Source organism: Alloscardovia theropitheci, from assembly GCF_004332295.1.
GTDB lineage: Bacteria > Actinomycetota > Actinomycetes > Actinomycetales > Bifidobacteriaceae > Alloscardovia > Alloscardovia theropitheci.
Map to the genome: position 1 here is coordinate 277,661 of NZ_RXLP01000019.1, position 21,659 is coordinate 299,319.

The following is a 21,659-nucleotide window of genomic DNA, read 5'->3' on the forward strand; positions in this document are numbered from 1 at the left end:
TGGAAGGATGATAGGAAAAATATAAGTGCTATCTATAACAATCGTATAGATAGCACTTATATTTTATTTTTCAATACCGAGGCTAATATCAGCCCGTATTTTGGAGTCCTGCAGAGACTCCGCTTACAGTGCACAAAATGAGGTAGATATAATCACCGATTTGTGATTCGCTCAGCTCTTCCTTATCGACACGACGGCGCAAAGTCTTAAGCGCGAGCACTTGTGCCAGGGAAAGAGCGTCCACATATGGGGAACGAAGTTTCACCATCATGCCTAGAGTATGTGAAAGCTGCAATGGCCATTCAGCGCCCTTAATAGCGAGAACCCACTTACGGGTCAGAGCCATCTCATCCAAAACCTTGGCACTCAAGTCTTCGCGGTCACCCATACTCAGATACATGCGAGCAATACGCTGATCTGTCTTTGCAATGGACATCTCAATGTTGTCAATAAAGGTATTGAACAATGGCCATGTCTTATATGCTTCCTGAAGCGTAGCTAAGTCGCCAAATTGCTGGCAAGCGCTACCAAGTCCGTACCATGCTGCGAGGTTGATACGTGCCTGTGACCATGAGAAGACCCACGGAATGGTTCGCAAATCGTCAAGGGACTTTGCTCCAAGACCTCGCTTTGCTGGGCGAGAGCCAATAGGGAGCAAACCAACTTCAGTAAGTGGAGTCACGATAGAGAACCATGGTGCGAAATCGTCGCTCTCGAGCAAGTCTAGGAATCGCTTATGTGAAGCAGCATCGAGTACCTGAGCCATTGGAGCAAACTTGCGGGTCATCTCCGTATTTGTCTTTTCCACTGATGGAGCGGACTGAAGCAGAGTAGCTGCTGCTACGGATTCTACGTGGCGTGTAGCTAAAACAGGGTTGCCATAACGAGCGAAGATAACTTCTCCCTGCTCGGTTAACTTAAAACGACAGTTTACTGAGCCAACTGGCTGCGCCAAAACTGCTCGGTTAGCAGGTCCGCCGCCTCGCCCTACTGCGCCACCACGCCCATGGAAGAGAGTGACATCAATATTATTTTCCTTCGCCCACACAGCAATCTTTTCCTGTGCGCGGTGAAGAGCAAGAGTTGCGGAAGTTGGGCCAGCGTCCTTAGAAGAATCCGAATAGCCGAGCATGACTTCCATGCGACGTCCTGTTTCCTTCAAACGCTGCTGAACTTCAGGAATCTTGATGATGTCCTCAAGTACAGAAACAGAGTTTTCCAAATCCTCAAGTTGCTCGAAGAGTGGAATAACATCCAAAACCGGGGCAGCTGAAGGATCAGCAAAAGCCAGACGGTTAAGTTCATATACATCACGAACGTTCTGAGCAGACTTCGAGAAGGAAATAAGGTAACGTCCAGCAGCCTTTCGACCGTGACGGCGCTGAATCCAACCGATTGCACGGAAAGTATCAAGAACTTCAACAGTCATTGGTTGAAGCTCGCCGCGCTCGCCATGCAGACCGTGTTCGCGAATATCTTCCAAAGCACGAGCATGTACTACGGAGTGCTGACGGAATTCCATTTCGACCATATGGAAGCCGAATGTTTCCACTCGCCAAATTAATGCCTGAATATCGCCGTATGCGATGCGCGTAGCACCAGCTTGGGCAAGAGAACGCTGAACGATGCGAAGTTCTGCAAGGAATTCCTCTGCGCTGTGGTACATCAAATCAGCATCGCGCTCAACGGTTGCATTCAAACGATCTGCCATGACGAGCATAGCTGCACGATGAGGTTCACTAGTTGAGATGAGGGCTGCATTACTTGTGAGCTGTTCACTCATTTCAATTTGGCGGCTCCATAGTGCTTTCATCTCGTCATTAGCTGGAGTTGTGTTCGTCTCGACAGTCAAACGAGTAGCGGTAGTACGAGTTGCCTCAGCGAGCTTTGAAACCATGTGGTCGTAATATTTACGTGCTACAGCGCGGGAAACCTTAGCAGTTACGTTCGGATTGCCATCGCGGTCAGTTCCGACCCAGCTACCTGGGTGGAAGAATGCCGGGCAAACAGGTGGAACAGTTCCAGCTTTCGATCCCAAAATCCAATCGTCAAAACGACGGTAAACATTTGGAATAACGTCGAAGAGAGCGCTGTCAAAGACGTCAATAACGGTATCCGCCTCTTCAACTGGTGTCGGCTTTTTCAAACCAATAGGAGAAGTGCGGAACAAAGAATCAATTTCCGAATGAAGACGACGATCAATTTCTGCACGATCAGAACCGCCGGTGTGGTAACGCAATTCGAGGAATGCGGCAATACGACGAATCTTGCCTTCAACTGCCTTACGACGTGCTTCAGTAGGGTGAGCCGTGAACACAGGGTGGAATTCAAGCTTTTCCAAAAGCTCGTTAGCTCCTGCTAAGCCGACCTCATCAATGAGCTGCTTATAAGCAACGGTTAATTCGTTAACCGGATCAGTGGCAGCATGAGTGTCTACATGTGATTCGCGATCTTTGAGAACAGATACGCGATAGTTTTCTTCGCATAAGTTTGCGAGATGGAAATAGACAGTAAATGCGCGTGAAAGCATCGTAGCGTCTTTAAGAGAAGAATCCTCAAGTAATTGGTACGCTTTTTCAAGACTTTCAGCAGCAATACTTCGAGCATCAGCTGCACTTTCTTGATGAATATCACTCGCAATTATTACATCTTCGCGAAGCTCATCAAACTGCGAAAGAAGTTCGGCATCGTACTCGCCAAGAACATTGCGAAGCATATCCAAGCATAAATCCAAATTTGCCTGAAGTCGCTCAGGTAATGTTTTACGCTGTGATTGCGCATTATTTTCTGTGTTTTCTTTTAGCTCAGGCGCTAATTGAGATTGCGCCTGTGTCGTTTCAGCCATAGGACCTCCATCCAACCTTCGTGGTTGCTCGGTCTTTTAACTATCTGAGGCTCCTCCCCAGTTATGTGAGTTAAACGTTGCGAACCCAAAGCCACTTAGGTACTGATTAACCTGACATTTTTAGTGTACGCCTGTGGGGGCGACGAGGAAACGGCGATTTTATAAAAGGTGGTCAAAGGATGGTCAATTTTTTGAGAATTTAGCAAGATTGAGTAGAAATTGAGGAGTTTCGCAGTACCGCCTGCTGTGAAAACATCTGTAGAGCACTGTGTCAAGACCCGCGAGACAATGTATTTGTAGAGCATTAATTAGTAATTGGTCGAACCATATATTACGAAGTCAGGTATCCCCATGAGTAAGAATGACGTAAGAATTTCGAGCAATGTTCATCAATCAACTCGTACTCAGTATCCACAGCATCGTCATTCCATTCCACTCGATATGGACGATATTAAGGCAGATCTCGATACTCCTTTAAAGGACGCATGCTTGGCGGCAAAAGCAAGTGTTATTGTGCGAACGGGGTATCTCGATTTGAGTGCAGGGACAGGAAGTTACCGAGTTAAGGAAATTATGAATCGGCTCGGATATGCGTTAGGCGTCTATGTTCGTGCTGATGTAAATCTCACTAGTATTGAGGCATCGTGCTCTGATGGGAAAGACCGTGTGACAGAAGTTGTTGATTTGCCCACAGTAGGTGTAAACACTGAACGTATCTGGCAGATGGAGCATTTCGCCGATTGGATTACAGTGAGCCTCGGTTATGAAGGCGAATATCATACAGAGGAATCTCTTGTTAATGCGCAAGCGCAAGATTACGGTTTTGATAATCGTTCAGTGAATGCGCGACAAGAACATGCTCATGCGCCTTCGAACCAATCGCAGAAAATTCAAGAAATTACAGTCCGCGAAGCTCATGCCCGTCTTGATGCTATCGAAAAGAAACCACGCTTATATAATCCATGGATGCAAGCGTTTGGTTCAGCAGTAGCATGCGCATGCTTCGTCTTTTTACTCGGCGGCGCATCATATGACATTATTGGCGCGTTTGTAGGAGCGGGCGCTGGGCAGTTGGCGCGAAGTCGTTTGAATGCTCGCCGCCTTAATCAATTCGTCGGTGTAGGCCTTGGTGTGATTATAGCAGCATTGGTTACTATCGCTACCCTACGTGTTATCGGATTTGTTGACCCGAGTGCCTTAGGTCATGACACCGCATATATCGGCGCTATTTTGTTCATCGTACCGGGATTCCCGTTGATTACGGGAGGGCTCGATTTTGCTAAGCTAGACTTCCCCTCGGGGCTTCAACGTATCACGTATTTCTTATGCATTGTAGGCGTGGGAACTCTCGCCGCATGGGTTGTTGCTTCGATGGTGGGATTGAGTCCTAGTGGCTTCGAATCTCCTCAGCTTCCGGTGGCGTTAGAAATTTCCCTTATCTTTATAACTGCGATTGGTGGCGTCTGGGGATTCTCCGTGTTGTTTAATTCGCCGTGGAAAATGGCTTTAGTAGCTGGAATTATCGGTGCATGTGCAGATACTGCTCGTCTTATTATGGTTAATTATTTCAGCATGTCTTTGGAATTAGCTGCGTTCTTAGGAGCTCTTATTGCCGGGCTTTTGGCGTCAGCATGGAGAATTTCTGTACGTCATGGTTATTTACCTGCACGTCTTGGATTCCCTCGGATTACTTTGACCGTACCAGCAATAGTGATTATGGTTCCGGGGCTTTATATGTATCGAGCAGTGTATGAATTAGGCAATTTACATACGGTCAGCGCGCTTGACTGGATATTCCGCGCAATGCTTGTTATCGTTGGGCTGCCAATTGGGTTAGCTTGTGCGCGAATTCTTACCGATAAGAGCTGGCGTTACGATGTGTAATGAAGTCTTATAACGGTGCAGAGTTTGATAAAGGGACATCAAGTTTAGCGGTTAAAGAACAGTTGTCGTGACGGTTCGTGCACAATAATAAGTATGAACGACAGCATGACTGACAATATTTCTGCAAAGCCCGCCCAGCGCGGGGAAATTAACGGATTAGTAAATCTCGATTACTTCGGAGATGATGCACCACGCATCACCGAATCATTCCTAGATAACGAGGCGCCGTATAGCCTTGAAAGGCCTATGATTCGACGTCATCGTCCGGAGGTTTTGGCACCTGCTGGCAATTTGGAAACGGTAAAGCTCGCAATTGATTACGGTGCTGATGCGGTGTATTGTGCAGGAAAAATGTTTGGTATGCGCACTGCTCCCAAAAATCTTACACATGAAGATTTGGAAGAAGCTGTACGCTATGCGCACGCTCGTGGAGCGCGTATCTTTATTACATGTAATGTTCTGCCTACGAATCCAGAAATCACCGGAATAGAGCAGTACATTGCAGAGCTGAGGGACATCGGCGTGGATGCTGTTATTGTTTCTGACATCGGCGTTATGATGATGGCTCATCGCATAGCTCCTGAGCTAGAAATTCATATCTCGACTCAGGCAGGTGTGGTCAATTATCTTGCAGCAAATTCTTTGTATGAATTGGGAGCAAAGCGCGTAGTTTTGGTCCGTGAGCTTAGTCTCGATGCAGTGCGAGATATCCGTAAAAATACACCTCGCGATCTTGATATTGAGTGCTTTGTTCATGGTTCTATGTGTATGGCATTCTCCGGTCGTTGCTTAATTTCTCAGCACATGACTGGTCGCGATGCTAATCATGGCGATTGCGCGCAATCATGCCGTTGGAAGTGGAGCGTTGTGGAAGAACGTCGTCCAAATGAGTTCTACCCAATTGAGCAGACTGAGCATGGCGCATATCTGTTTAACTCACAAGATATGAACATGCTTGAGCATATCGATGATCTTATTGATGCCGGTGCAACGAGCCTTAAGATTGAAGGTCGCGCAAAGTCAGCTCTGTATTCTGCGGTAGTAACCAATGCATATAAGATGGCAACGAATATGTATGTCGAAAAGCGAGAAGCTGGTGACTTCAGCCATCTTGAACTCCCACAGTGGTTGAAAGATGAACCATTTAAGGTCGTTCATCGCCCATATTGCACTGCCTTCTACTATCCGGAAGCACCTGCTGGTCAAGAGACCGAAAAAGGTGGATATATCAATGATTGGCAGATGGTTGGCGATGTTATTTCTTGGGACAATGGTCGCGTAACTTTCAAGGCGAAGAACAAAATCATTCCAGGGCAAAAGGTTGAGTTCGTGCGTCCAGGAATCGAACCATATGTATTGACTGTGGATGACGATATTTGGGATGAAAAGGGTAAGAAGGTTGAAGCCGCAAATCATCCAACGCACATCTTCTCGCTACCATGCCCAGAGCAGATGGCGCCTGCTACTCCAATGCGCGCACCAAAACTTGCTCCGAAGAAGCCGATTCGTCAGTTCAGAAAAGAAGATTTGTTGGTCGATAGTAAAGAGGATGACGAAAAGTAAGAAATATATGGTGAGAAAGTTCCGGGAGCGAGTGAGACTAGGAGGCAGAGGTTAATCATGGCAATAGATAACACCATGCAAAGAGTCCTTAAGCAGTATCGCATAATGATGACGAGTTTACGCACTCCTAAATTGAGGGAACGTTTTAAAGGACTACTTGCAGCGCAAGATGCGCAGCCTTTGGAATCTCAAGTATCTACGAGTAGCCTCGATAAGCCTTTCGCACAAATTGATTGGCTGAATGCCTCGCTAGAAGAAAGCATGGCAGAACTGGGTGAGCAGATTTCTGCGATTAATGAGTTCCTTGGCCCCAATTCTATTTTGTACACGCAAAGAATTGATGATCTGCCAATGGACTGGGAAGAACGTAAACAGCTCATTCGCCGTATCTGTGAACGCGTTTTTAGTGTAAAAATTGACAGCAGAAACTGGTTAACTGAAGCTGAATATACAGCACGATTAAGTATGCTGGTAGAAGATCCGGTAACTATCCGCCGATATAGCATTGATATGGCTATCGTGCGGCGTGATGAACGTGGGAAGAGATACTTTTTAGCTCAATAGGCTTGCTCGCTATACAGATACATACGGTGGTGCTCCTTGATCTTGATTAAAGATTCAAGGAGCACCACTTATATGACCTTACTTAAGCCCTTAGTAGATTAAGTTACTCAGCTTTTGGCTTTGGCTTAATACCTGGCACAGGCATCTTTGGGAAAGGCTTGTGAGGTACTGCTTTTCTAGCAGGAGTAGCCTCTGCCTTCTTTGCTGCCTGTGCAGCCCACGCTGCATAATCATCCAAGTCATCGTCTGACTGCGAATTGTCAGCTACGCTCGACTCGGATGTTTCGGACTCAATGGTTTCGACTGATTCATCGGAAACGATCTCGAGGTCTGCATCATCAATCACATCATCAGAGTGATTGTTCAACTCCTTTGCGAGCTCGTCATAGTCTGTATCAGTTGTCAGATATTTGAGCTTACGGGCAATTTTTGTCTGTTTTGCCTTCTGGCGTCCGCGGCCCATCTGACCCCCTTCACATATTCATCAGCGCTGTAAATAGCGCACTACATCTAGTTCACCCTTCATAGAGTACCACTAACCCTTAATGTCGGCTAAAACTTCTACACTAAAAACATCAAAATATGGCTAGAAGCTAAAGAATTAGCCAAAATTTTATACGAAGGAACGTCATGACTGATGAACAACAACTAACCGCAGCCGGTAATGAAATCAGTGCGAGCTTCTTGGCAGCGAAGGAGCTGTCTGATAAGACTGCAGCTCAGCTGGAGAAGAATCCAAGCGAGTTCACTATGCTAACAGGTGATCGTCCTACTGGACGTCTGCATTTAGGGCATTTCTTTGGCTCGCTTAAAGGACGTGTAGAGCTTCAGAACAAGGGTGTCAAGACCAATGTGATTATCGCTGATTATCAGGTTATTACCGATCGTGATAGCACAGAAAATATGCAAGATAATGTGCTCAACCTTGTTCTCGATTATATGGCGGCTGGGATTGATCCTGAAAAGACCATGATTTTTACCCATTCAGCAGTTCCTGCAGCGAATCAACTTATGCTTCCATTCCTATCGTTGGTGACTGAAGCAGAATTGCATCGCAATCCGACCGTAAAGTCTGAGATGGAATCATCTGGACACGCTCTTACAGGGCTATTGCTCACATATCCGGTTCATCAGGCGTGCGATATTCTCTTCTGCAAGGCAAATGTCGTGCCAATTGGTAAAGATAATCTGCCACACGTGGAAATTACTCGTACTATTGCTCGTCGTTTTAACGAGCGCTACGCTAAGAATAACCCTGTATTCCCAGAACCAGCGGCGATTCTTTCTGATGCTCCTGAAATTCCAGGACTTGATGGCCGTAAGATGAGCAAATCGTATGGCAATTCTATTATGCTCGGAGCGACTGCCGAGGAAACTGCGAAGCTTATCAAGAAGAGCCCTACGGATTCTGAGCGCATGATCACATTTGATCCGGTAAACCGTCCACAAGTTTCAGCTTTGCTCACAACCGCAGGCTTAGTAACTGGTCGCGATCCTCGCGAAATTGCTGAAGAAATTGGCAATGGCGGTGGCGGTGCTTTGAAGGCATACGTAACTGAGTCAGTTAACGAATTCTTAGCGCCTCATCGTGAGCGTCGTGCTGAGCTTGCCAAGGATATGGATACTATTCGCGATATTCTCCATGAGGGGAATAAGCGCGCGAATGATATCGCGAACCAGACGCTTGACGAGGTGAGAGAAGCTATGGGAATGGTGTACTAAAGCTCTCTCACGTCAACGCAGATATTGCTAATAGATTGGGGTTGTACGGATACTATGATGTCCGTGCAACCCCGTTTTGCATCAAGTTTAATTTAATTAAACTAATTTATATGTGGCAGTATAAAGAGGAAAGAGAGTGCATTTACTCCTTGCCATGTTTTTGACCACTCAGACCTCGGGTGAGAGGATACTTCTTATCGAGGTATGGTCCAAGTTTTGATTTATACATAAATCGTCCAAGTGGGATAGCAATGACCCATGCCAAAATCCACATGGCTTGGAATACGAATGCCCAAGGGTAAGTGGTAGGTTCATAAGTTGGTGTTAGATACCAGAATCCGCCAGTGACTATCGCGAGTATGAGATAGAAAAAGCCATATAACCGCTTATAGAGCATTTCTTCTTTGTGTCTTTGTGATAGTTGTAGGTCACGTTCTCCATCTAGATTATGGATTTCTTCTGCTTTTGGTTGATGTGTGATATCGGTGAAAAGTTCGCTTACTTTGACACCAAATGCATCAGCTACAAGACGTAGTGTCTCGAGACTCATATTTTCTCCGGCTTCCATGCGCTGAATTGTGCGCACGGTAAGTCCAGTAAGATCTGCTAGATACTGTTGTGCCCAGCCTCGGTCTTTGCGTAGCTGGGTAATTTTTGTAATGTTCATGTTCTTTATGGTAGAAATTTTTTAAAAATAATGTCACGACAGACACACGACATATACATGACAGTGGGACGACAGTAGTATAAGGACTATACAGAAGAGAAGCTGAAGGTACGTGCACATATATGAGGCAACGAGATGGGATGCTATGCGTATATTTTTGATCTATGACCAATATCGATTACCGCGATAACAATCTCCTCACTTTCTATCGAGCATATTATGCGGTAATCATTGACACGGTAACGCCATAATCCTGATAGGTTACCAACTAATGCCTTACCTCTAGATTTGGGATTATCTAGTTGAGATATTTCTTCAAGTTCAGTGATAATGCGTTCAGCAATTTGTCGGTCGAGTTTATGGAGAGCCTTCTCCGCTCTTTTAAGAACTTTAATCTTCCAAGCCAAGATGCTTCCTTACTTCATCAAGACTATATGCTTCCTCCTTGCCACTACGGTATTCCTCCAAATCTTTTAGAATTCCATATTCATATTCAAATCTCGCAATGCTATCTTCAAGAGCTTTATTCATGTAGTAGGAGCGAGATCTATCTGTAGCTTTGGCAAGATTTTTATAGCGCTCAAGAAGATTCTGATTTACGCGAAGTGCCGTTGTCATGTTCATAATTATTTCCTTCCTGCACCAATGTAAATAAGTATATCTTGTATTGCAGTGCAATACAAGATATACGCAAATATCAATATTGAGTATTGGGGAATATGGTGGTGATTAGCCAATTGGCAATGGCAACAAACTACTCAAATCATCACGGATTCCCATAGCTGAAATATGTCCGGCGTCTTTCTCCTGCGACCAGTTTGTGATGCCACATACGAGTCGTAACCACACATCAGGTTCAAGCTCGATGACATCTGGAGGAGTGAGATTATGGGGATCGGATTTTGGTCCTTCGAGAACTTTAACAGCAGCAAAAGGAGCTACTCGTACTTCGACGCCTGGTCCAGGAGCACGAAGTTGAAGCATATAAAGAGAGTAACGTACAGCCATTGCCATTTCACGGCGAGAAAGCTTTGGGTAAATTGTTAAGAGATCGTCCATAGAATGAGCAGTATGTGCAAGCTCACGGGCACTCTGCGACCACTTCTTAAGAGCAGTTTCACCTTCAAAAATATCTGATTCCTTGATAACTGGCATATAAGGAATTCTACATGTGCAAACCGAACTCACAGCCGAATGCAAAATTTGAGATGTGCATTATTGTGCAACGATGAGTGCTTTGCTCTATAAATCACGACTAGGTTATGATAAGTGAAAACAAAAAGGGAAGCGCTCGCAATACCAATTGTGGTGCTTCCCTTGTGACCTCACGGCCTTAAACATTATGCCCGTTGATATACAACCCATGGGCTGGGGTAATACTTCAGTCGCCTCATCTGAGTTCCGCTTAAACTCACATTGTAAGCTGTCTGCTCGTTATGCCAATCGTGATACCTATATCTTTATATATCTTGTATCGATTCTTTAACACATCTTTGCATTCAGCGACATGTCTTACACGGTATCGGAACGGCTCCTCTGTATTACCGTAAAGTAATAACTGAGTTTCGCTATCTACTCTTCAGGTGTATCTTCTTCGTCTGCAACATCATCAAAATCCGCAGCAACTTCTTTAGCTGCACTGTTGCCTAAATCGACAGGAGATGAAGAGTTCTCCCATGGTTCCTCCCATGGATCATACTCTGGGTTCTGCTGCCTGTAGATATACAAACCTACGACGCCTGCGAGCAAAGCGCCAAACAGTAGCGCGAAGAACTTCCAGCCATTACCAGATCGATTGTTCTCCATATAGTGCTCCTTTCGTCCATGTCACTCACCATCTATGGCGAGTATTGATTACTATTCTACCGTGTAATTGTGAAGTTGGTGTGCAAGTGAAAAATTTCGGCGATTCGGATTTCCGCTAAGATAGTCGTATGGCAAATCCCTTTACAAGAGGAAGCTCGGGACCAGCAGGGCCATGGGATCCTCGCAATCCTAATAAAACTCATGAAAGTATGACTCAGAGTTGGCAGCGCTTTGCACGTCAATGGTCAAATAATTGGCGTATGAATGGGCCAAATATCACCATTGTGCTGATAGCTATCAATGTTGTCGTATTTGCAGTACAAGTTCTCACGCGCTTTATCCCAGGCGGATACTCTGCCTTTATGAGCTTGTTTTCGCTTATTCCAAGCATGTCCTATACGCATCCATGGATGCTTGTGACTTCAGGATTTTTACACGCGAATTTCTTGCATATTCTCATGAATATGCTCACGCTGTATGTTGTGGGACGTGAACTGGAGAAGTTGTTAGGGCATTGGGCGTTTTTGGGAATGTATATGGTGAGTTTGCTGGGTGGTAGCGTGCTGTATGCAGTATGGCCATCACTAGCGTATTCATCTGCTGTGGGGGCATCTGGAGCAATTTATGGATTGTTTGGAGCAATGCTTACTGTTTATAGACAACTCGGTACTCAGATGCGCTCTATGACTTTATTCCTGTTCTTCTTCCTCATACTTCCAATTTTCTTTGGAAATATCGCATGGCAAGCCCATATAGGCGGATTCATTACGGGTGCAATTTTATCTACTCTGATGATGAATGGTTTGCGAGGGTTGAAATCGGCTAGTATCAATAAACGTATGGCTATTTACGGTAGTTTATGCGCGATAATTCTTATCGCTGTATGGATTCTTTATCCTCTTGTGGCACGCGCACTGATGGCAGCGATGTTTGGACAGTAATGGTTCTTAGAAAATACGACTGTGGGGCTGCTTGAGCAAATGTAAACTCGAGCAGCCCCACAGTCGTATTTGAACGATACAACTTGGCTTTAATGCCAGAACATCATGAGAACGAAACCGACCATCATAATTGCGAAGCCGATAAGTAAGTTCCATGTGCCAATGCCAGGAATAGGGTAACCACTTTGGATGTAGTAAACAATGACCCATACCAAGCCGAGAACGAGGAAGAAGCTAAACAGAGGAACGAACCATACTGGATTCGACTTTGTCTGCTTTACAGCTTTCTCTACGCGACGAGTTTCTTCCTCGGTACGCTTTACAGCAGCTTGAACGCTTGAGTTCAAGCTGTCTGGATTATCCAACGTCTTTTTCAATGCCTCAGCAGCACGCTGTCCCGCCAGTGCTTCGGCGGTAAGTTCTTCTACTTCCTCTTCAACGTCAGCTACTTCTTCAGCAACTTCAGTTTCTGCCTCAGCAGTTTCAACTTCAGCTACTGTCTCTTCTGCTGCTTCTTTCACTGTTTCGGCAACATCGTCGATCAGCTCTTGAGAGTTATCACGTGTTTCATCGTTTTCAGCCATGAAAGCTTCTCCTTTTTGGTTTATGCTAATAGATATAGTAATAAAAGCTCGGGAATTCCGATAGTGCGTGAGAGGCGGTGTCTTATGAGTAGCACAGCTAGGTCACGATTTCCTTTTAAAAAGAGGCGCGGACGCCACTCAAAACGCAATGGACTCATCAGCGCTATAACGATTTTTATTTCATTTGCATTTGTGGGATGGGTAGCAGTAACGAACGTTCGCAATCCTGGCAATACATATCATTCGAATACAGCGGACGTTATTTCAAGTCGCCAGAAAAGAATTAGTGAACTACAGAAAGACATTGATTCTACGGCTCAGAAGATAGATACTCTCCAGCGCGTAATGTCTGGTTCTAATGCAGATAGTACTACATCTGATTCTGCATCCAATACCTTCCCTCAAATTGAAGGAAAAGGCGTTACCGTAACACTTGATGACTCACAGCGATGGGAACAAGCGGCACGAAGTAAAGATGCCAACCCAAACGATTACGTCGTCCATCAGCAAGATATTGAAGCAGTCGTTAATGCGATGTGGGCAGGAGGCGCGGAAGCGATAACTATTCAAGACCAGCGATTAATGCCTACGTCAGCAATTAAATGTATTGGGAATGTCCTCTTGCTCAACGGTAAACAGTTTGCACCACCGTATAAAATTTCCGCTATCGGCGACATAGACATGCTCAGCGATACAATTAATAATTCAGAAGCTGTAAAAATTTATAAACAATACGTAGATGCTGATGGTTTGGGTTGGAAGTTTGAGACAAATCAGAATCTGAACTTTGAAGAAGTGACGGTTCCTGCGCAGACCATGAAATACGCCTCAACACGACGCTAAAACCGCGATTGTGAAACACGAAGCGGCGGATAAGGGGAAAAATGACCGACGAGACGACGAAGACAGAGTCCGACTTCCAGGTTGACAATAATCCGGATACGGCCGACACGTCACGCGCTTCAACGAGTGGCTCAAAAAGGGCGGCAAAAAGTGCCTCAAAAAGTAAGCGTGCACGATATAAAGCCCTTCATAAAACTGTAAACCCAGAGTCAATTAAACGTCGTCGTATTATTAACACGACGCTTGGTGTAATTGGTGAAGTATTCCTTACTTTTGCGGTTGTATGTGCGCTCTATATCGTGTGGCAGTTGTGGTGGACCGGAGTTGAAGCGGAAAAGACACAGATTAATGACTCAACGACTTCATCATGGACAGCGCCCGCTTCCCAGGATGGCAGCACGAAGATAGCGCCGGATAATTCGCCAGATACAGCTCCAGTGCAAGAAGGCTCATACTCTTATGGAGCAACGCTTGGAAAGCTGTATATCCCACGTTTTGGTCAGAATTGGAGCCGTACATTAGTTGAGGGAACCGATGATGCTCAGCTTAATCGTCATGGACTCGGACACTATAGCGATACGCAGAAGCCGGGAGAAGTGGGCAATTTCGCTATCGCAGGACATCGTGCAGGGTATGGCGAACCATTAGGTAATGCTGATCAGCTCACCAAAGGCGACTATATTGTGATGCGCACGCAGGATTATTGGTATGTCTATCAGTATGACAGCACGGAAATTGTTACTCCAGATAAATACGATGTGATTGCTCCGGTTCCTGGAAAAACGGGTGCAACTCCAACTGAACGCTATATCACGCTTACTACTTGCGAGCCAAAGTATGCTACGGCTACGCATCGTTTGATTGTTCACGGAAAACTTGTAGGCTGGTCAAAGGTTGCTGATGGCGTTCCAAGCGTTTTAGCGCAGAAATCATCTGACGGTAAGGTGACATTTACTACTGATTCAGCGCGCTCTCTATCTTCACGTATTCCTGAGCTAAGCACGGTGGCTTTGTGGCTTGTAGTCGCTTACGTAGTTATAGCTATTGCTGGAGCTGTGGCTTGGCGCTGGCCAGCATTGCGTGCGTATATGGAGCGCGATAAGGATGAGCGTGGATTCTTTAGTCTGTATGGTTGGTTTATGCGTATACAGCCGGGAATCATGCCTGTGCGTATAGTGCTTGCTGTCATTGCCGCATTACTTGTGGCTGTCGTGCTCTTCAAATGGGGGTATCCATGGGCTGCAACGCATATCCCATACTTGCAAGTATCGTCGAATTACGTAGCTGTTAACTAAGGAGTAAGGCGCTAGCCTAGTTGCAAAACGTGCGCTCGTGTGGTTTGCTCTTATATTAAAATCACGATCCGTATGATATCTCCCATCGGTGTGCGATGGGAGATATTTTTTCTGTATTACTCTGCTATGGGAGCGGGAAGATGTTGAGGAAACATGGCAGAACGTTGCAGTTGTAGCGCGATGATGTGCGAGTCTTATCGGTTTTCTTGTGGACAATATCATATCGGAATCGATCTGAGCAATATCTTCTATCGATGTATGGTGTACAAGTTTCAGCAGGCGTGAAAATTGGGTCATTGCATCAAGAAGATGGATGGGACGGACACATGTGCTACGGTTCGCTCACAGTAGTGAAACGGAGTGAGCACGTTCCACCCATGGAATCGTTAATCCAAATAATTTTCGCCAATTTTACAGTTATCAGAGAAACGGATAAAGAACTTGATTGAGGAAGTAAATTAGACTTTTTCTATATCGAAAGCTTCTCTTACGGTTTCCGACTCTCCAGTATCAAAGAATAACGATTAAGGATACAAGTCTTCTTGTTATCTTTTACGATAGCCAATCACACGGTGTGTTCTTTTATGCAACGCACTATGTGCCACTGTAGGAAGAGATGTCGGTAGTTATGAGATGGGTTTGGGCTTATCATCTAGCGATAAGCCCAAACCCATCTTGTTGAAGTTAGATAATGCGCGCTTTACGTATGATGCGCTAGTTACCGTGTGCTCAACGTAATCGTTGCATCCTTTGGCACATCAGTGGTTTGAGTTACTTCAGTACCATTTGCATATATATGCGTTACAGTTGCATTATCACTTGGAGTAGAACCGTCCTGTGAAGCGATAGAAGCAAATCCACGGTCGGTAAGCAGCGATACCGCGTCACGATATCCGCGACCTACATACAAGCCCGGATTGAGCTGAACAGTCTCAGTCGGTCGCGCGCCCTTAGAAATAACCAACGTCACAGTGGAACCGCGTGAGACTGAGGACCCCTCGCCAGGTTCCACACTTGCCACCGAGCCGGCTGGAACGCTATCGCTGTAGTCTCCTTCACGCACTACGACGTTAAAGTGATGCGATGTAAGGATTTTCGTTGCGGCGTCCTGAGTCTGACCGGTAAGTCCCGTCGGAACTGATGAATTACCACTAGCAATGAAAATCTTCACCGTGGAGCCACGCGCTGCATTAGAACCAGATGCTGGATCAGTACGAGTGACTTGATCCTTATCAACGCTATCCGAGTCCTCAGAAGATGTAGAACCTACCTTAAATCCTGCCTGCTCGAGAGCAGCACGCGCCTCGGCCTGTGACATGCCTGATACATCTGGGACAGCTACTGATTGTGGTCCAGACGAGAACCACACATGAACCGTGGATCCGCGTGCGGCGGAGCTTCCACCAGCTGGGTCTTGTTTAGTAAAGGTGCCAGCATCTGCAGATGATTCTGAATCAACTTCTGCTTGGAAGACGAATCCTGCCTGTTCGACAGCTTCCTTTGCCTGAGCTTGAGTCATCGAGGCCGTAATCGTTGGAACGGTCGCATTTGCTTGAGCTCGGCTCATGAACCACCAGCCGCCGATAGAGGCGATGATAATGACTGCAGTAATAATGGATGACCAAATGATGATACGCTTACGCTTCTTTTGCTTCTGAGCCAGCGCCTGCTGACGCTGCGCAGAGCGACTTGGAGGAGTTGCCTGAGCTGTGGAGTTTGCTAAGTTTGCGACTCCCTCATCATTAAAGTCGATGTTATCAAGGGATTGAGTTCCATCGACAGGGATGCTTTGAGTACGTGGAATGGTTTGAGTCGCGCTCGTCTCTGTATCAGTACCTGTGGTCGCTCCAGCTGCCGCGGCAGCGCCCCCAGCAGCTGCTCCTGCAATTCCTGCAGCTCCAGCTAATGCTGCAGTATCTACACCTTCGATAACAGGTGTACCACCTGCGGCGATAGTTGCGATATCTTTGCGGAACTGAGCAGCAGTTGCATACCGTTGCGTACGATCCTTTGCCATTGCCTTAGCACAGACAGCATCCCAAATTGGATTTAATGCTGGGATAATATCCGTTGGTTTTGGCGCAGACTCACTGACATGCTGATAAGCGATAGCTACTGCTGAGTCACCTGTAAATGGTGGGCGACCAGTAAGCATTTCATAGAGCACGCATCCGGCAGAATATAAATCAGAGCGAGTGTCAACGACCTCACCACGAGCCTGTTCAGGACTCAAATACTGAGCAGTACCAACTACACCTTGATTTTGTGTAAGAGTAGCAGCTGAATCATCAAGCATACGCGCAATACCAAAGTCCATGACTTTGACTGCCCCTTGCTCACTGATCATGATATTTCCAGGCTTGATATCACGGTGAATGATTCCCATGCGATGCGAATATTCCAGAGCATTGAGCATGCCGAGCATAATCTGGCTCGTATCGCGTTGGTTGAGCGAGCCATTGACCTTGAGAATGTCGCGAAGCGTCTGACCCTTGACATACTCCATAACGATATATGGCAAGCGAACAGTGCGCCCGGTATCAGGATCAGTGATCTCCTCTTCATCAGTATCGAAAATGGATACGATGTTTGGGTTGTTCAGCAAAGCGATAGATCGTGCTTCAAGTCGGAAACGCTTCAAGAAGGTTTCATCGTTTGCTAAGTCAGAGCGCATAATCTTAATAGCGACTGTACGTCCTAAACGTGTATCGATTCCCTTGCGTACTTCGGCCATACCTCCGTGACCGATAAGTTCACCAACGGTGTATCGTCCGCGCGAGAGTGTCGATGGTGTAAAGATACTCATCGTTCGCCTTCCTTTGCGTCTGCTGTATAAATAAATCGTGGATAAAATTGTGCGCTACGTATAATACGCGGTTCTGGTAAGTCTTGTTGCGTTTTTGCGTTTAACCGTGCTCTCGGTGCATGATCCGTGTAACGATTAAATTCGCCCGAAATTTCTTCAGCTTCCCGGTCAAGCAATCGCCGCTCAATCTTGGCAAGCGTACGCGAAATAACTAAAGCATTTTCTGGTCGGTCCGCAGGATTCTTCGCAAGCATACTCATGATGAATTCGCTTAGTTGCCAATCAACGGAATCCGGTAGCGGTGGTACTGGTTCATTAACATGCGCCGCTGCTATATCAACCGGAGTTTTTCCGGTAAATGGCCGACGGCCGCACAGCCCTTCATAAGCGACTACACCAAGGGAATAAATGTCTGATTGCGGAGTTGCTTGCTCGCCCTGAGCTTGTTCAGGAGAGATATATTGTGCAGTACCTACAACCATACCATCTTGAGTAATTTGCCCCTGATCGGTGGAATACGATACTCCAAAATCAGTTATTTTTACTTCACCTGTGTCGGAAACCATAATATTAGCAGGCTTTACATCGCGGTGAATAATTCCATGCGAATGCGCTACGAAAAGTCCACGAGCTGTTTGGATGAGAATAGGTAGAAGCTCTGTTGCTGGTAATGCTCCTCGTTTTTTATAAATCTCTGACAAGCTTGGGCTTGGTACATACTCCATAATGAGGTAACCGATGCCGTTGTCTTCGTAATATTCGAATAGAGCAGCGATATTTGGATGCGCGAGGTTCGCGGAATTGCGCGCTTCAGCACGAAGACGGCGAATCTTGGAATCGTCCACTGTTAAATCTGCACGCATAGCTTTGATAGCAACGGTACGGTTGATTTCCATATCCTCGCCGCGCCATACTTCGCCCATGCCGCCTTGAGCTAATCTCTTATCCAAGCGGTAACGACGGTGAATTAATTGACCTTCTACTAATCTCATTGGAGATACTCCTGGATGAGTGAACGCATAATCGGACCAGCCTCCTGTATACCATAACCGCGAATGCCATGAAGAACAATACTAATTGCTATACGTGGAGTTCCATCTGCAGGGGCAAAACCCATGAGCCAGCCGTTGTTGGTTCCGTCGCCTAGCTCTGCAGTTCCCGTCTTAGCAGCGATACGTATATTATTCATACGCAAAGTCGGGGTATCGTTATCGACAACTGATTGCATCATAGTATTGAGCTGCGAAGCAGTGTTCGCGCTAAAGGCTTCGGATAGAACCGTGTTGCTGCGCTGAGAAATAACCGACAAATCGCTTGCTCGTACTGTATCTACAAGAGTTGGCTTGAGCATGACACCGTTGTTTGCCACAGTAGATGCAATCATCGCATTAAGCAGTGGCGTCGTTGTGACATTGGACTGGCCGATAGAGCTCAAAGCCAGCTTATCTGCCGACTGAGAGCTTGGGAAGTTCGAAGCAACGGCTTGCATAGGAACGCCGATATTGTCGCTACCATCGATATTGATAGTGCTTCCGTATCCCAATTTCTTTGCCATGCTTTCAATACTATCTTGTCCGAGAGCAACGCCTAGCTGCGCGAACGCGGTATTAGATGAATAAGTGAGTGCATTTGTGAGTGAAATTTCGCCATTGACGCCATCGCCTTGAGAAACAGCATTAGGCAAAACTGTACTTGTTCCAGGAAGTGTATAGCCCGATCCAGCAGGAATCATAGAATCAGCGTTATAATTTCCGGATTCTAGTGCTGCTGCAGCGACAACAACTTTGAACGTTGATCCCGGTGAATACAACTGGTTAGTAGCACGATTGATGAGCGGACTATTATTACCTTGCACCAGCTCAGAATACGTTTGCGCAACTTCTTTTGTATTATGGCTTGCTAATGCATTAGGGTCATAACTTGGAGTTGAAGCCATGGCGAGGATACGCCCTGTTGTTGGTTCCATTGCGACCACAGATCCGTCGTAACCATTTTGCTGAAGTAATTCATATGCTAGATTTTGCAATTTGGTATCAATAGAAGTGGTAATAATTGCGCCGGAATCTTTAGCTCCCGTAATCAGATTATGCAAACGGGAAATCCATAGAGCACTTGATTGACCCGATAATTGAGAATTGCGTGATGCTTCAATACCACGATCAGCGCGTACAGTAACTGAGAAATAACCTGTTACAGGTGCATAAACAGGCCCAGAAGCGTATGAACGCTGGTATGAGAAAATATCATTTGATTCAGTAGACCGTGCGAGCTCAGTGCCGTCACTTGCAAGAATTGAGCCACGTGGTTGCGCATATTCATGATAGAGAGCACGGGTATTTCGCGTATCTGAGTTAAGAGACTCAGAACGAATCACCGTCAAAATACTTGAGGAGATGCCAAGAAGCGTGAAAAGAGCAATAATGACGTAGAAAATATGACGCAATGTACGATTCATTATTCATCTCCTTCCGTAAGTTTCTTATCGGCATTATCCGTACGTGTATCGTCCTGAGCTAGCTCAGAGTCACTCAACTCATGATTGCCTGGCTCATACTCACGCATGTCAGGCGCATGAGATGCCTCAACGGTATTAAGCATAGTCGTTTCGGCGCTAGTATGCATGGAAACGGTATTATCACTACCAGCGCTGTGAGTAGAATCTAAATTATCATCAGAAGAATCGCCCACAATTTCGGCTATAGTTGGCTGATCACCAGCGGGTATAGCTTCTGAGACAACTTCACGCGAAGCGTGACGTGCTTTACTCTTACGCTGCTCCTGTGCTTTCTTCTCGTTAATAACTTCCATAGCAGCCATAGCAAAAGTATCAGAACTGACATCTTCTTCAGGCTTATTCGCTTGATGCGAAATAATAAGCAAAAGAGCGGCAACAGTCCAGTTAGCGATAAGGCTTGATCCACCGGCAGCCATGTACGGAAGAGTAAGACCGGTTAGAGGGATAACAAGTGTAATACCGCCTACAACCGTGAAAATTTGGAATGCCATGGTAAAGACCAGCCCAGAAGCGAGAAGCTTTCCAAAACCGTCTTTTACCTTAATAGCTGTGACAATTCCCGTGCCAATAATTGCCAAATAAATAGCCAAGATGGCGAAAAGACCCGTAAGCCCGAGCTCTTCACCCAGTGACGAATAGATGAAGTCGGAGTTCGCCAGAGGCGTTAAGGCAGGATATCCCTGACCGAGTCCAGTACCAAATAAACCACCGGAAGCTAATCCAAAGATGCCAGTAACTAACTGCTGGGAACCTCCAACTGCTTGGTAAACTCGATTATCAAATGGATGTAGCCATGCTTCAACACGATTGCCCACATGACTAAATAATCGAACCGCGACAAAAGCTGCTAGAACGAAGAAGATGAAGCCAATAATTATCCAGCTGATGCGACCTGTGGCCACGTAGAGCATGCATACGAACATTGCAAAGAAGAGTAGCCCTGTTCCCAAATCTTTTTGCAAAACAAGGACGCCCATGCATGCGGACCATACTACGATAATTGGTCCAAAATCGCGTAATCGTGGCAAGTGCATTGCGCCGATTTTTTTGCCACCTACAGCTAGCTGATCACGATGATCAAAGAGATAGGAGGCGAAGAAGAAAGCCATGAAAATCTTCGCAAATTCAGCAGGCTGGACACTGTGACCAAGGATATTTATCCAAATGCGAGAACCATTTATTGACACTCCCAACCCTGGAATCATTGGAGAGAAGAGCAGTATGAGTCCAATAACCATGGAAAGATATCCAAATTTACGGAAAATTCGATAATCCTTAATAGTAACCATGATTATCGTCATGAGGACGAGTGAGAGGATAAACCAAACCAATTGATTAAAACCAGCGGCGCTTGTGTATCCAAAACTAGCATTTTCATAATCAATACGAATGATTTCTATACACCCGATCAAAGTAAGAAGAATAACGCCAAATAAGATATTCTGATTGGCATATTTCTTTACTGTGCTTACTACGATCCACGCAATAATGCCAAGAACAGCGATAGCTCCAAGCGCCATAATATAACGCTGCGCAACGTTGTCTGTTACACGCTGAAACATATGGATGAACCCGACAGATGCGAGTGCAGTGATGAGAACAAGCATAACAATATTAGGAATGA

General features: G+C 45.8%; 19 protein-coding genes. 7 read left to right on the forward strand and 12 right to left on the reverse strand.

Features of this window, described 5'->3' with window-relative positions:
* Positions 1-88: 88 nt before the first annotated feature.
* Positions 89-2,845: a phosphoenolpyruvate carboxylase gene (locus EJ419_RS04675; protein ID WP_131284078.1), complete on the reverse strand. Its 2,757-nt coding sequence runs from the start codon at positions 2,843-2,845 to the stop codon at positions 89-91.
* Positions 2,846-3,196: 351 nt separating this feature from the next.
* Between EJ419_RS04675 and EJ419_RS04680 the strand changes: the two genes are divergently transcribed.
* The 3 genes from EJ419_RS04680 (at position 3,197) to EJ419_RS04690 (ending at position 6,856) form a co-directional block, all read left to right on the forward strand.
* Entirely contained in the window at positions 3,197-4,729 is a 1,533-nt protein-coding gene (locus tag EJ419_RS04680) for a threonine/serine exporter family protein (protein ID WP_131284080.1), read from the forward strand.
* A gap of 246 nt (positions 4,730-4,975) precedes the next feature.
* The gene (locus EJ419_RS04685) at positions 4,976-6,292 is read left to right on the forward strand and encodes a peptidase U32 family protein (protein WP_240680345.1); all 1,317 of its coding nucleotides are present in this window, start codon (positions 4,976-4,978) and stop codon (positions 6,290-6,292) included.
* Positions 6,293-6,349: 57 nt separating this feature from the next.
* A complete protein-coding gene (locus EJ419_RS04690; RefSeq protein ID WP_131284081.1) occupies positions 6,350-6,856 on the forward strand; it encodes a DUF2087 domain-containing protein in 507 nt (168 codons plus the stop codon).
* A gap of 103 nt (positions 6,857-6,959) precedes the next feature.
* On the opposite strand, the gene EJ419_RS04695 is transcribed toward EJ419_RS04690, so the two are convergent.
* A complete protein-coding gene (locus tag EJ419_RS04695; RefSeq protein WP_131284083.1) occupies positions 6,960-7,319 on the reverse strand; it encodes a DUF3073 domain-containing protein in 360 nt (119 codons plus the stop codon).
* Between the two features lie 167 nt (positions 7,320-7,486).
* Between EJ419_RS04695 and trpS the strand changes: the two genes are divergently transcribed.
* On the forward strand, positions 7,487-8,578 hold the full coding sequence (gene trpS / locus EJ419_RS04700; protein WP_131284085.1) for a tryptophan--tRNA ligase: 1,092 nt from the start codon (positions 7,487-7,489) through the stop codon (positions 8,576-8,578).
* A 142-nt stretch (positions 8,579-8,720) separates the two neighbouring features.
* Here the strand turns inward: trpS and EJ419_RS04705 are convergent, their stop codons facing one another.
* The 5 genes from EJ419_RS04705 to EJ419_RS04725 all read right to left on the reverse strand — a co-directional run bounded on the left by EJ419_RS04705 (position 8,721) and on the right by EJ419_RS04725 (position 11,051).
* Positions 8,721-9,245, reverse strand: a complete 525-nt coding sequence (locus EJ419_RS04705; protein ID WP_131284087.1) for a helix-turn-helix domain-containing protein — start codon at positions 9,243-9,245, stop codon at positions 8,721-8,723.
* A 143-nt stretch (positions 9,246-9,388) separates the two neighbouring features.
* Entirely contained in the window at positions 9,389-9,652 is a 264-nt protein-coding gene (locus EJ419_RS04710; protein ID WP_131284089.1) for a type II toxin-antitoxin system RelE family toxin, read from the reverse strand.
* Positions 9,636-9,869, reverse strand: a complete 234-nt coding sequence (relB, locus tag EJ419_RS04715) for a type II toxin-antitoxin system RelB family antitoxin (RefSeq protein ID WP_131284091.1) — start codon at positions 9,867-9,869, stop codon at positions 9,636-9,638. Before relB ends, EJ419_RS04710 begins: the two co-directional genes overlap by 17 nt.
* 105 nt (positions 9,870-9,974) lie before the next feature.
* Complete coding sequence (locus EJ419_RS04720) at positions 9,975-10,400, reverse strand: sterol carrier family protein (protein ID WP_131284093.1); 426 nt, start codon at positions 10,398-10,400, stop codon at positions 9,975-9,977.
* Positions 10,401-10,817: 417 nt separating this feature from the next.
* Positions 10,818-11,051, reverse strand: a complete 234-nt coding sequence (locus EJ419_RS04725; RefSeq protein ID WP_131284095.1) for a hypothetical protein — start codon at positions 11,049-11,051, stop codon at positions 10,818-10,820.
* A gap of 128 nt (positions 11,052-11,179) precedes the next feature.
* Between EJ419_RS04725 and EJ419_RS04730 the strand changes: the two genes are divergently transcribed.
* Positions 11,180-11,992, forward strand: a complete 813-nt coding sequence (locus EJ419_RS04730; RefSeq protein ID WP_131284097.1) for a rhomboid family intramembrane serine protease — start codon at positions 11,180-11,182, stop codon at positions 11,990-11,992.
* An 89-nt stretch (positions 11,993-12,081) separates the two neighbouring features.
* Here the strand turns inward: EJ419_RS04730 and EJ419_RS04735 are convergent, their stop codons facing one another.
* Complete coding sequence (locus EJ419_RS04735; RefSeq protein WP_131284099.1) at positions 12,082-12,576, reverse strand: cell division protein CrgA; 495 nt, start codon at positions 12,574-12,576, stop codon at positions 12,082-12,084.
* A gap of 84 nt (positions 12,577-12,660) precedes the next feature.
* Between EJ419_RS04735 and EJ419_RS04740 the strand changes: the two genes are divergently transcribed.
* Positions 12,661-13,419: a DUF881 domain-containing protein gene (locus EJ419_RS04740; RefSeq protein ID WP_131284101.1), complete on the forward strand. Its 759-nt coding sequence runs from the start codon at positions 12,661-12,663 to the stop codon at positions 13,417-13,419.
* Positions 13,420-13,460: 41 nt separating this feature from the next.
* Complete coding sequence (locus EJ419_RS04745) at positions 13,461-14,714, forward strand: class E sortase (protein ID WP_131284103.1); 1,254 nt, start codon at positions 13,461-13,463, stop codon at positions 14,712-14,714.
* Positions 14,715-15,432: 718 nt separating this feature from the next.
* Here the strand turns inward: EJ419_RS04745 and pknB are convergent.
* From pknB to EJ419_RS04765, 4 genes are read right to left on the reverse strand one after another with little or no spacing between them, the layout of a single operon-like run.
* Positions 15,433-17,520: a Stk1 family PASTA domain-containing Ser/Thr kinase gene (gene pknB / locus EJ419_RS04750; protein WP_131284105.1), complete on the reverse strand. Its 2,088-nt coding sequence runs from the start codon at positions 17,518-17,520 to the stop codon at positions 15,433-15,435.
* Positions 17,517-18,512, reverse strand: a complete 996-nt coding sequence (locus EJ419_RS04755; RefSeq protein WP_131284107.1) for a serine/threonine-protein kinase — start codon at positions 18,510-18,512, stop codon at positions 17,517-17,519. Before EJ419_RS04755 ends, pknB begins: the two co-directional genes overlap by 4 nt.
* Positions 18,509-19,975 carry a peptidoglycan D,D-transpeptidase FtsI family protein gene (locus EJ419_RS04760; RefSeq protein WP_131284109.1) on the reverse strand — a complete coding sequence of 489 codons (1,467 nt, stop codon included), beginning with the start codon at positions 19,973-19,975 and terminating at the stop codon, positions 18,509-18,511. The genes EJ419_RS04755 and EJ419_RS04760 overlap by 4 nt, the downstream gene beginning before the upstream one ends.
* Positions 19,975-21,642 (reverse strand): FtsW/RodA/SpoVE family cell cycle protein, encoded by a 1,668-nt coding sequence (locus tag EJ419_RS04765; protein WP_131284253.1) that lies wholly within the window; start codon positions 21,640-21,642, stop codon positions 19,975-19,977. Before EJ419_RS04765 ends, EJ419_RS04760 begins: the two co-directional genes overlap by 1 nt.
* Positions 21,643-21,659 lie beyond the last annotated feature (17 nt).

Bases quoted from the DNA above. Each gene is read 5' to 3' on its own strand.
- EJ419_RS04675 (WP_131284078.1), bottom strand. From the start codon at position 2,845: ATGGCTGAAACGACACAGGCGCAATCTCAATTAGCGCCTGAGCTAAAA.
- EJ419_RS04680 (WP_131284080.1), top strand. From the start codon at position 3,197: ATGAGTAAGAATGACGTAAGAATTTCGAGCAATGTTCATCAATCAACT.
- EJ419_RS04685 (WP_240680345.1), top strand. From the start codon at position 4,976: ATGATTCGACGTCATCGTCCGGAGGTTTTGGCACCTGCTGGCAATTTG.
- EJ419_RS04690 (WP_131284081.1), top strand. From the start codon at position 6,350: ATGGCAATAGATAACACCATGCAAAGAGTCCTTAAGCAGTATCGCATA.
- EJ419_RS04695 (WP_131284083.1), bottom strand. From the start codon at position 7,319: ATGGGCCGCGGACGCCAGAAGGCAAAACAGACAAAAATTGCCCGTAAG.
- trpS (WP_131284085.1), top strand. From the start codon at position 7,487: ATGACTGATGAACAACAACTAACCGCAGCCGGTAATGAAATCAGTGCG.
- EJ419_RS04705 (WP_131284087.1), bottom strand. From the start codon at position 9,245: ATGAACATTACAAAAATTACCCAGCTACGCAAAGACCGAGGCTGGGCA.
- relB (WP_131284091.1), bottom strand. From the start codon at position 9,869: ATGAACATGACAACGGCACTTCGCGTAAATCAGAATCTTCTTGAGCGC.
- EJ419_RS04720 (WP_131284093.1), bottom strand. From the start codon at position 10,400: ATGCCAGTTATCAAGGAATCAGATATTTTTGAAGGTGAAACTGCTCTT.
- EJ419_RS04725 (WP_131284095.1), bottom strand. From the start codon at position 11,051: ATGGAGAACAATCGATCTGGTAATGGCTGGAAGTTCTTCGCGCTACTG.
- EJ419_RS04730 (WP_131284097.1), top strand. From the start codon at position 11,180: ATGGCAAATCCCTTTACAAGAGGAAGCTCGGGACCAGCAGGGCCATGG.
- EJ419_RS04735 (WP_131284099.1), bottom strand. From the start codon at position 12,576: ATGGCTGAAAACGATGAAACACGTGATAACTCTCAAGAGCTGATCGAC.
- EJ419_RS04740 (WP_131284101.1), top strand. From the start codon at position 12,661: ATGAGTAGCACAGCTAGGTCACGATTTCCTTTTAAAAAGAGGCGCGGA.
- EJ419_RS04745 (WP_131284103.1), top strand. From the start codon at position 13,461: ATGACCGACGAGACGACGAAGACAGAGTCCGACTTCCAGGTTGACAAT.
- pknB (WP_131284105.1), bottom strand. From the start codon at position 17,520: ATGAGTATCTTTACACCATCGACACTCTCGCGCGGACGATACACCGTT.
- EJ419_RS04755 (WP_131284107.1), bottom strand. From the start codon at position 18,512: ATGAGATTAGTAGAAGGTCAATTAATTCACCGTCGTTACCGCTTGGAT.
- EJ419_RS04760 (WP_131284109.1), bottom strand. From the start codon at position 19,975: ATGAATCGTACATTGCGTCATATTTTCTACGTCATTATTGCTCTTTTC.
- EJ419_RS04765 (WP_131284253.1), bottom strand. From the start codon at position 21,642: ATGCTTGTTCTCATCACTGCACTCGCATCTGTCGGGTTCATCCATATG.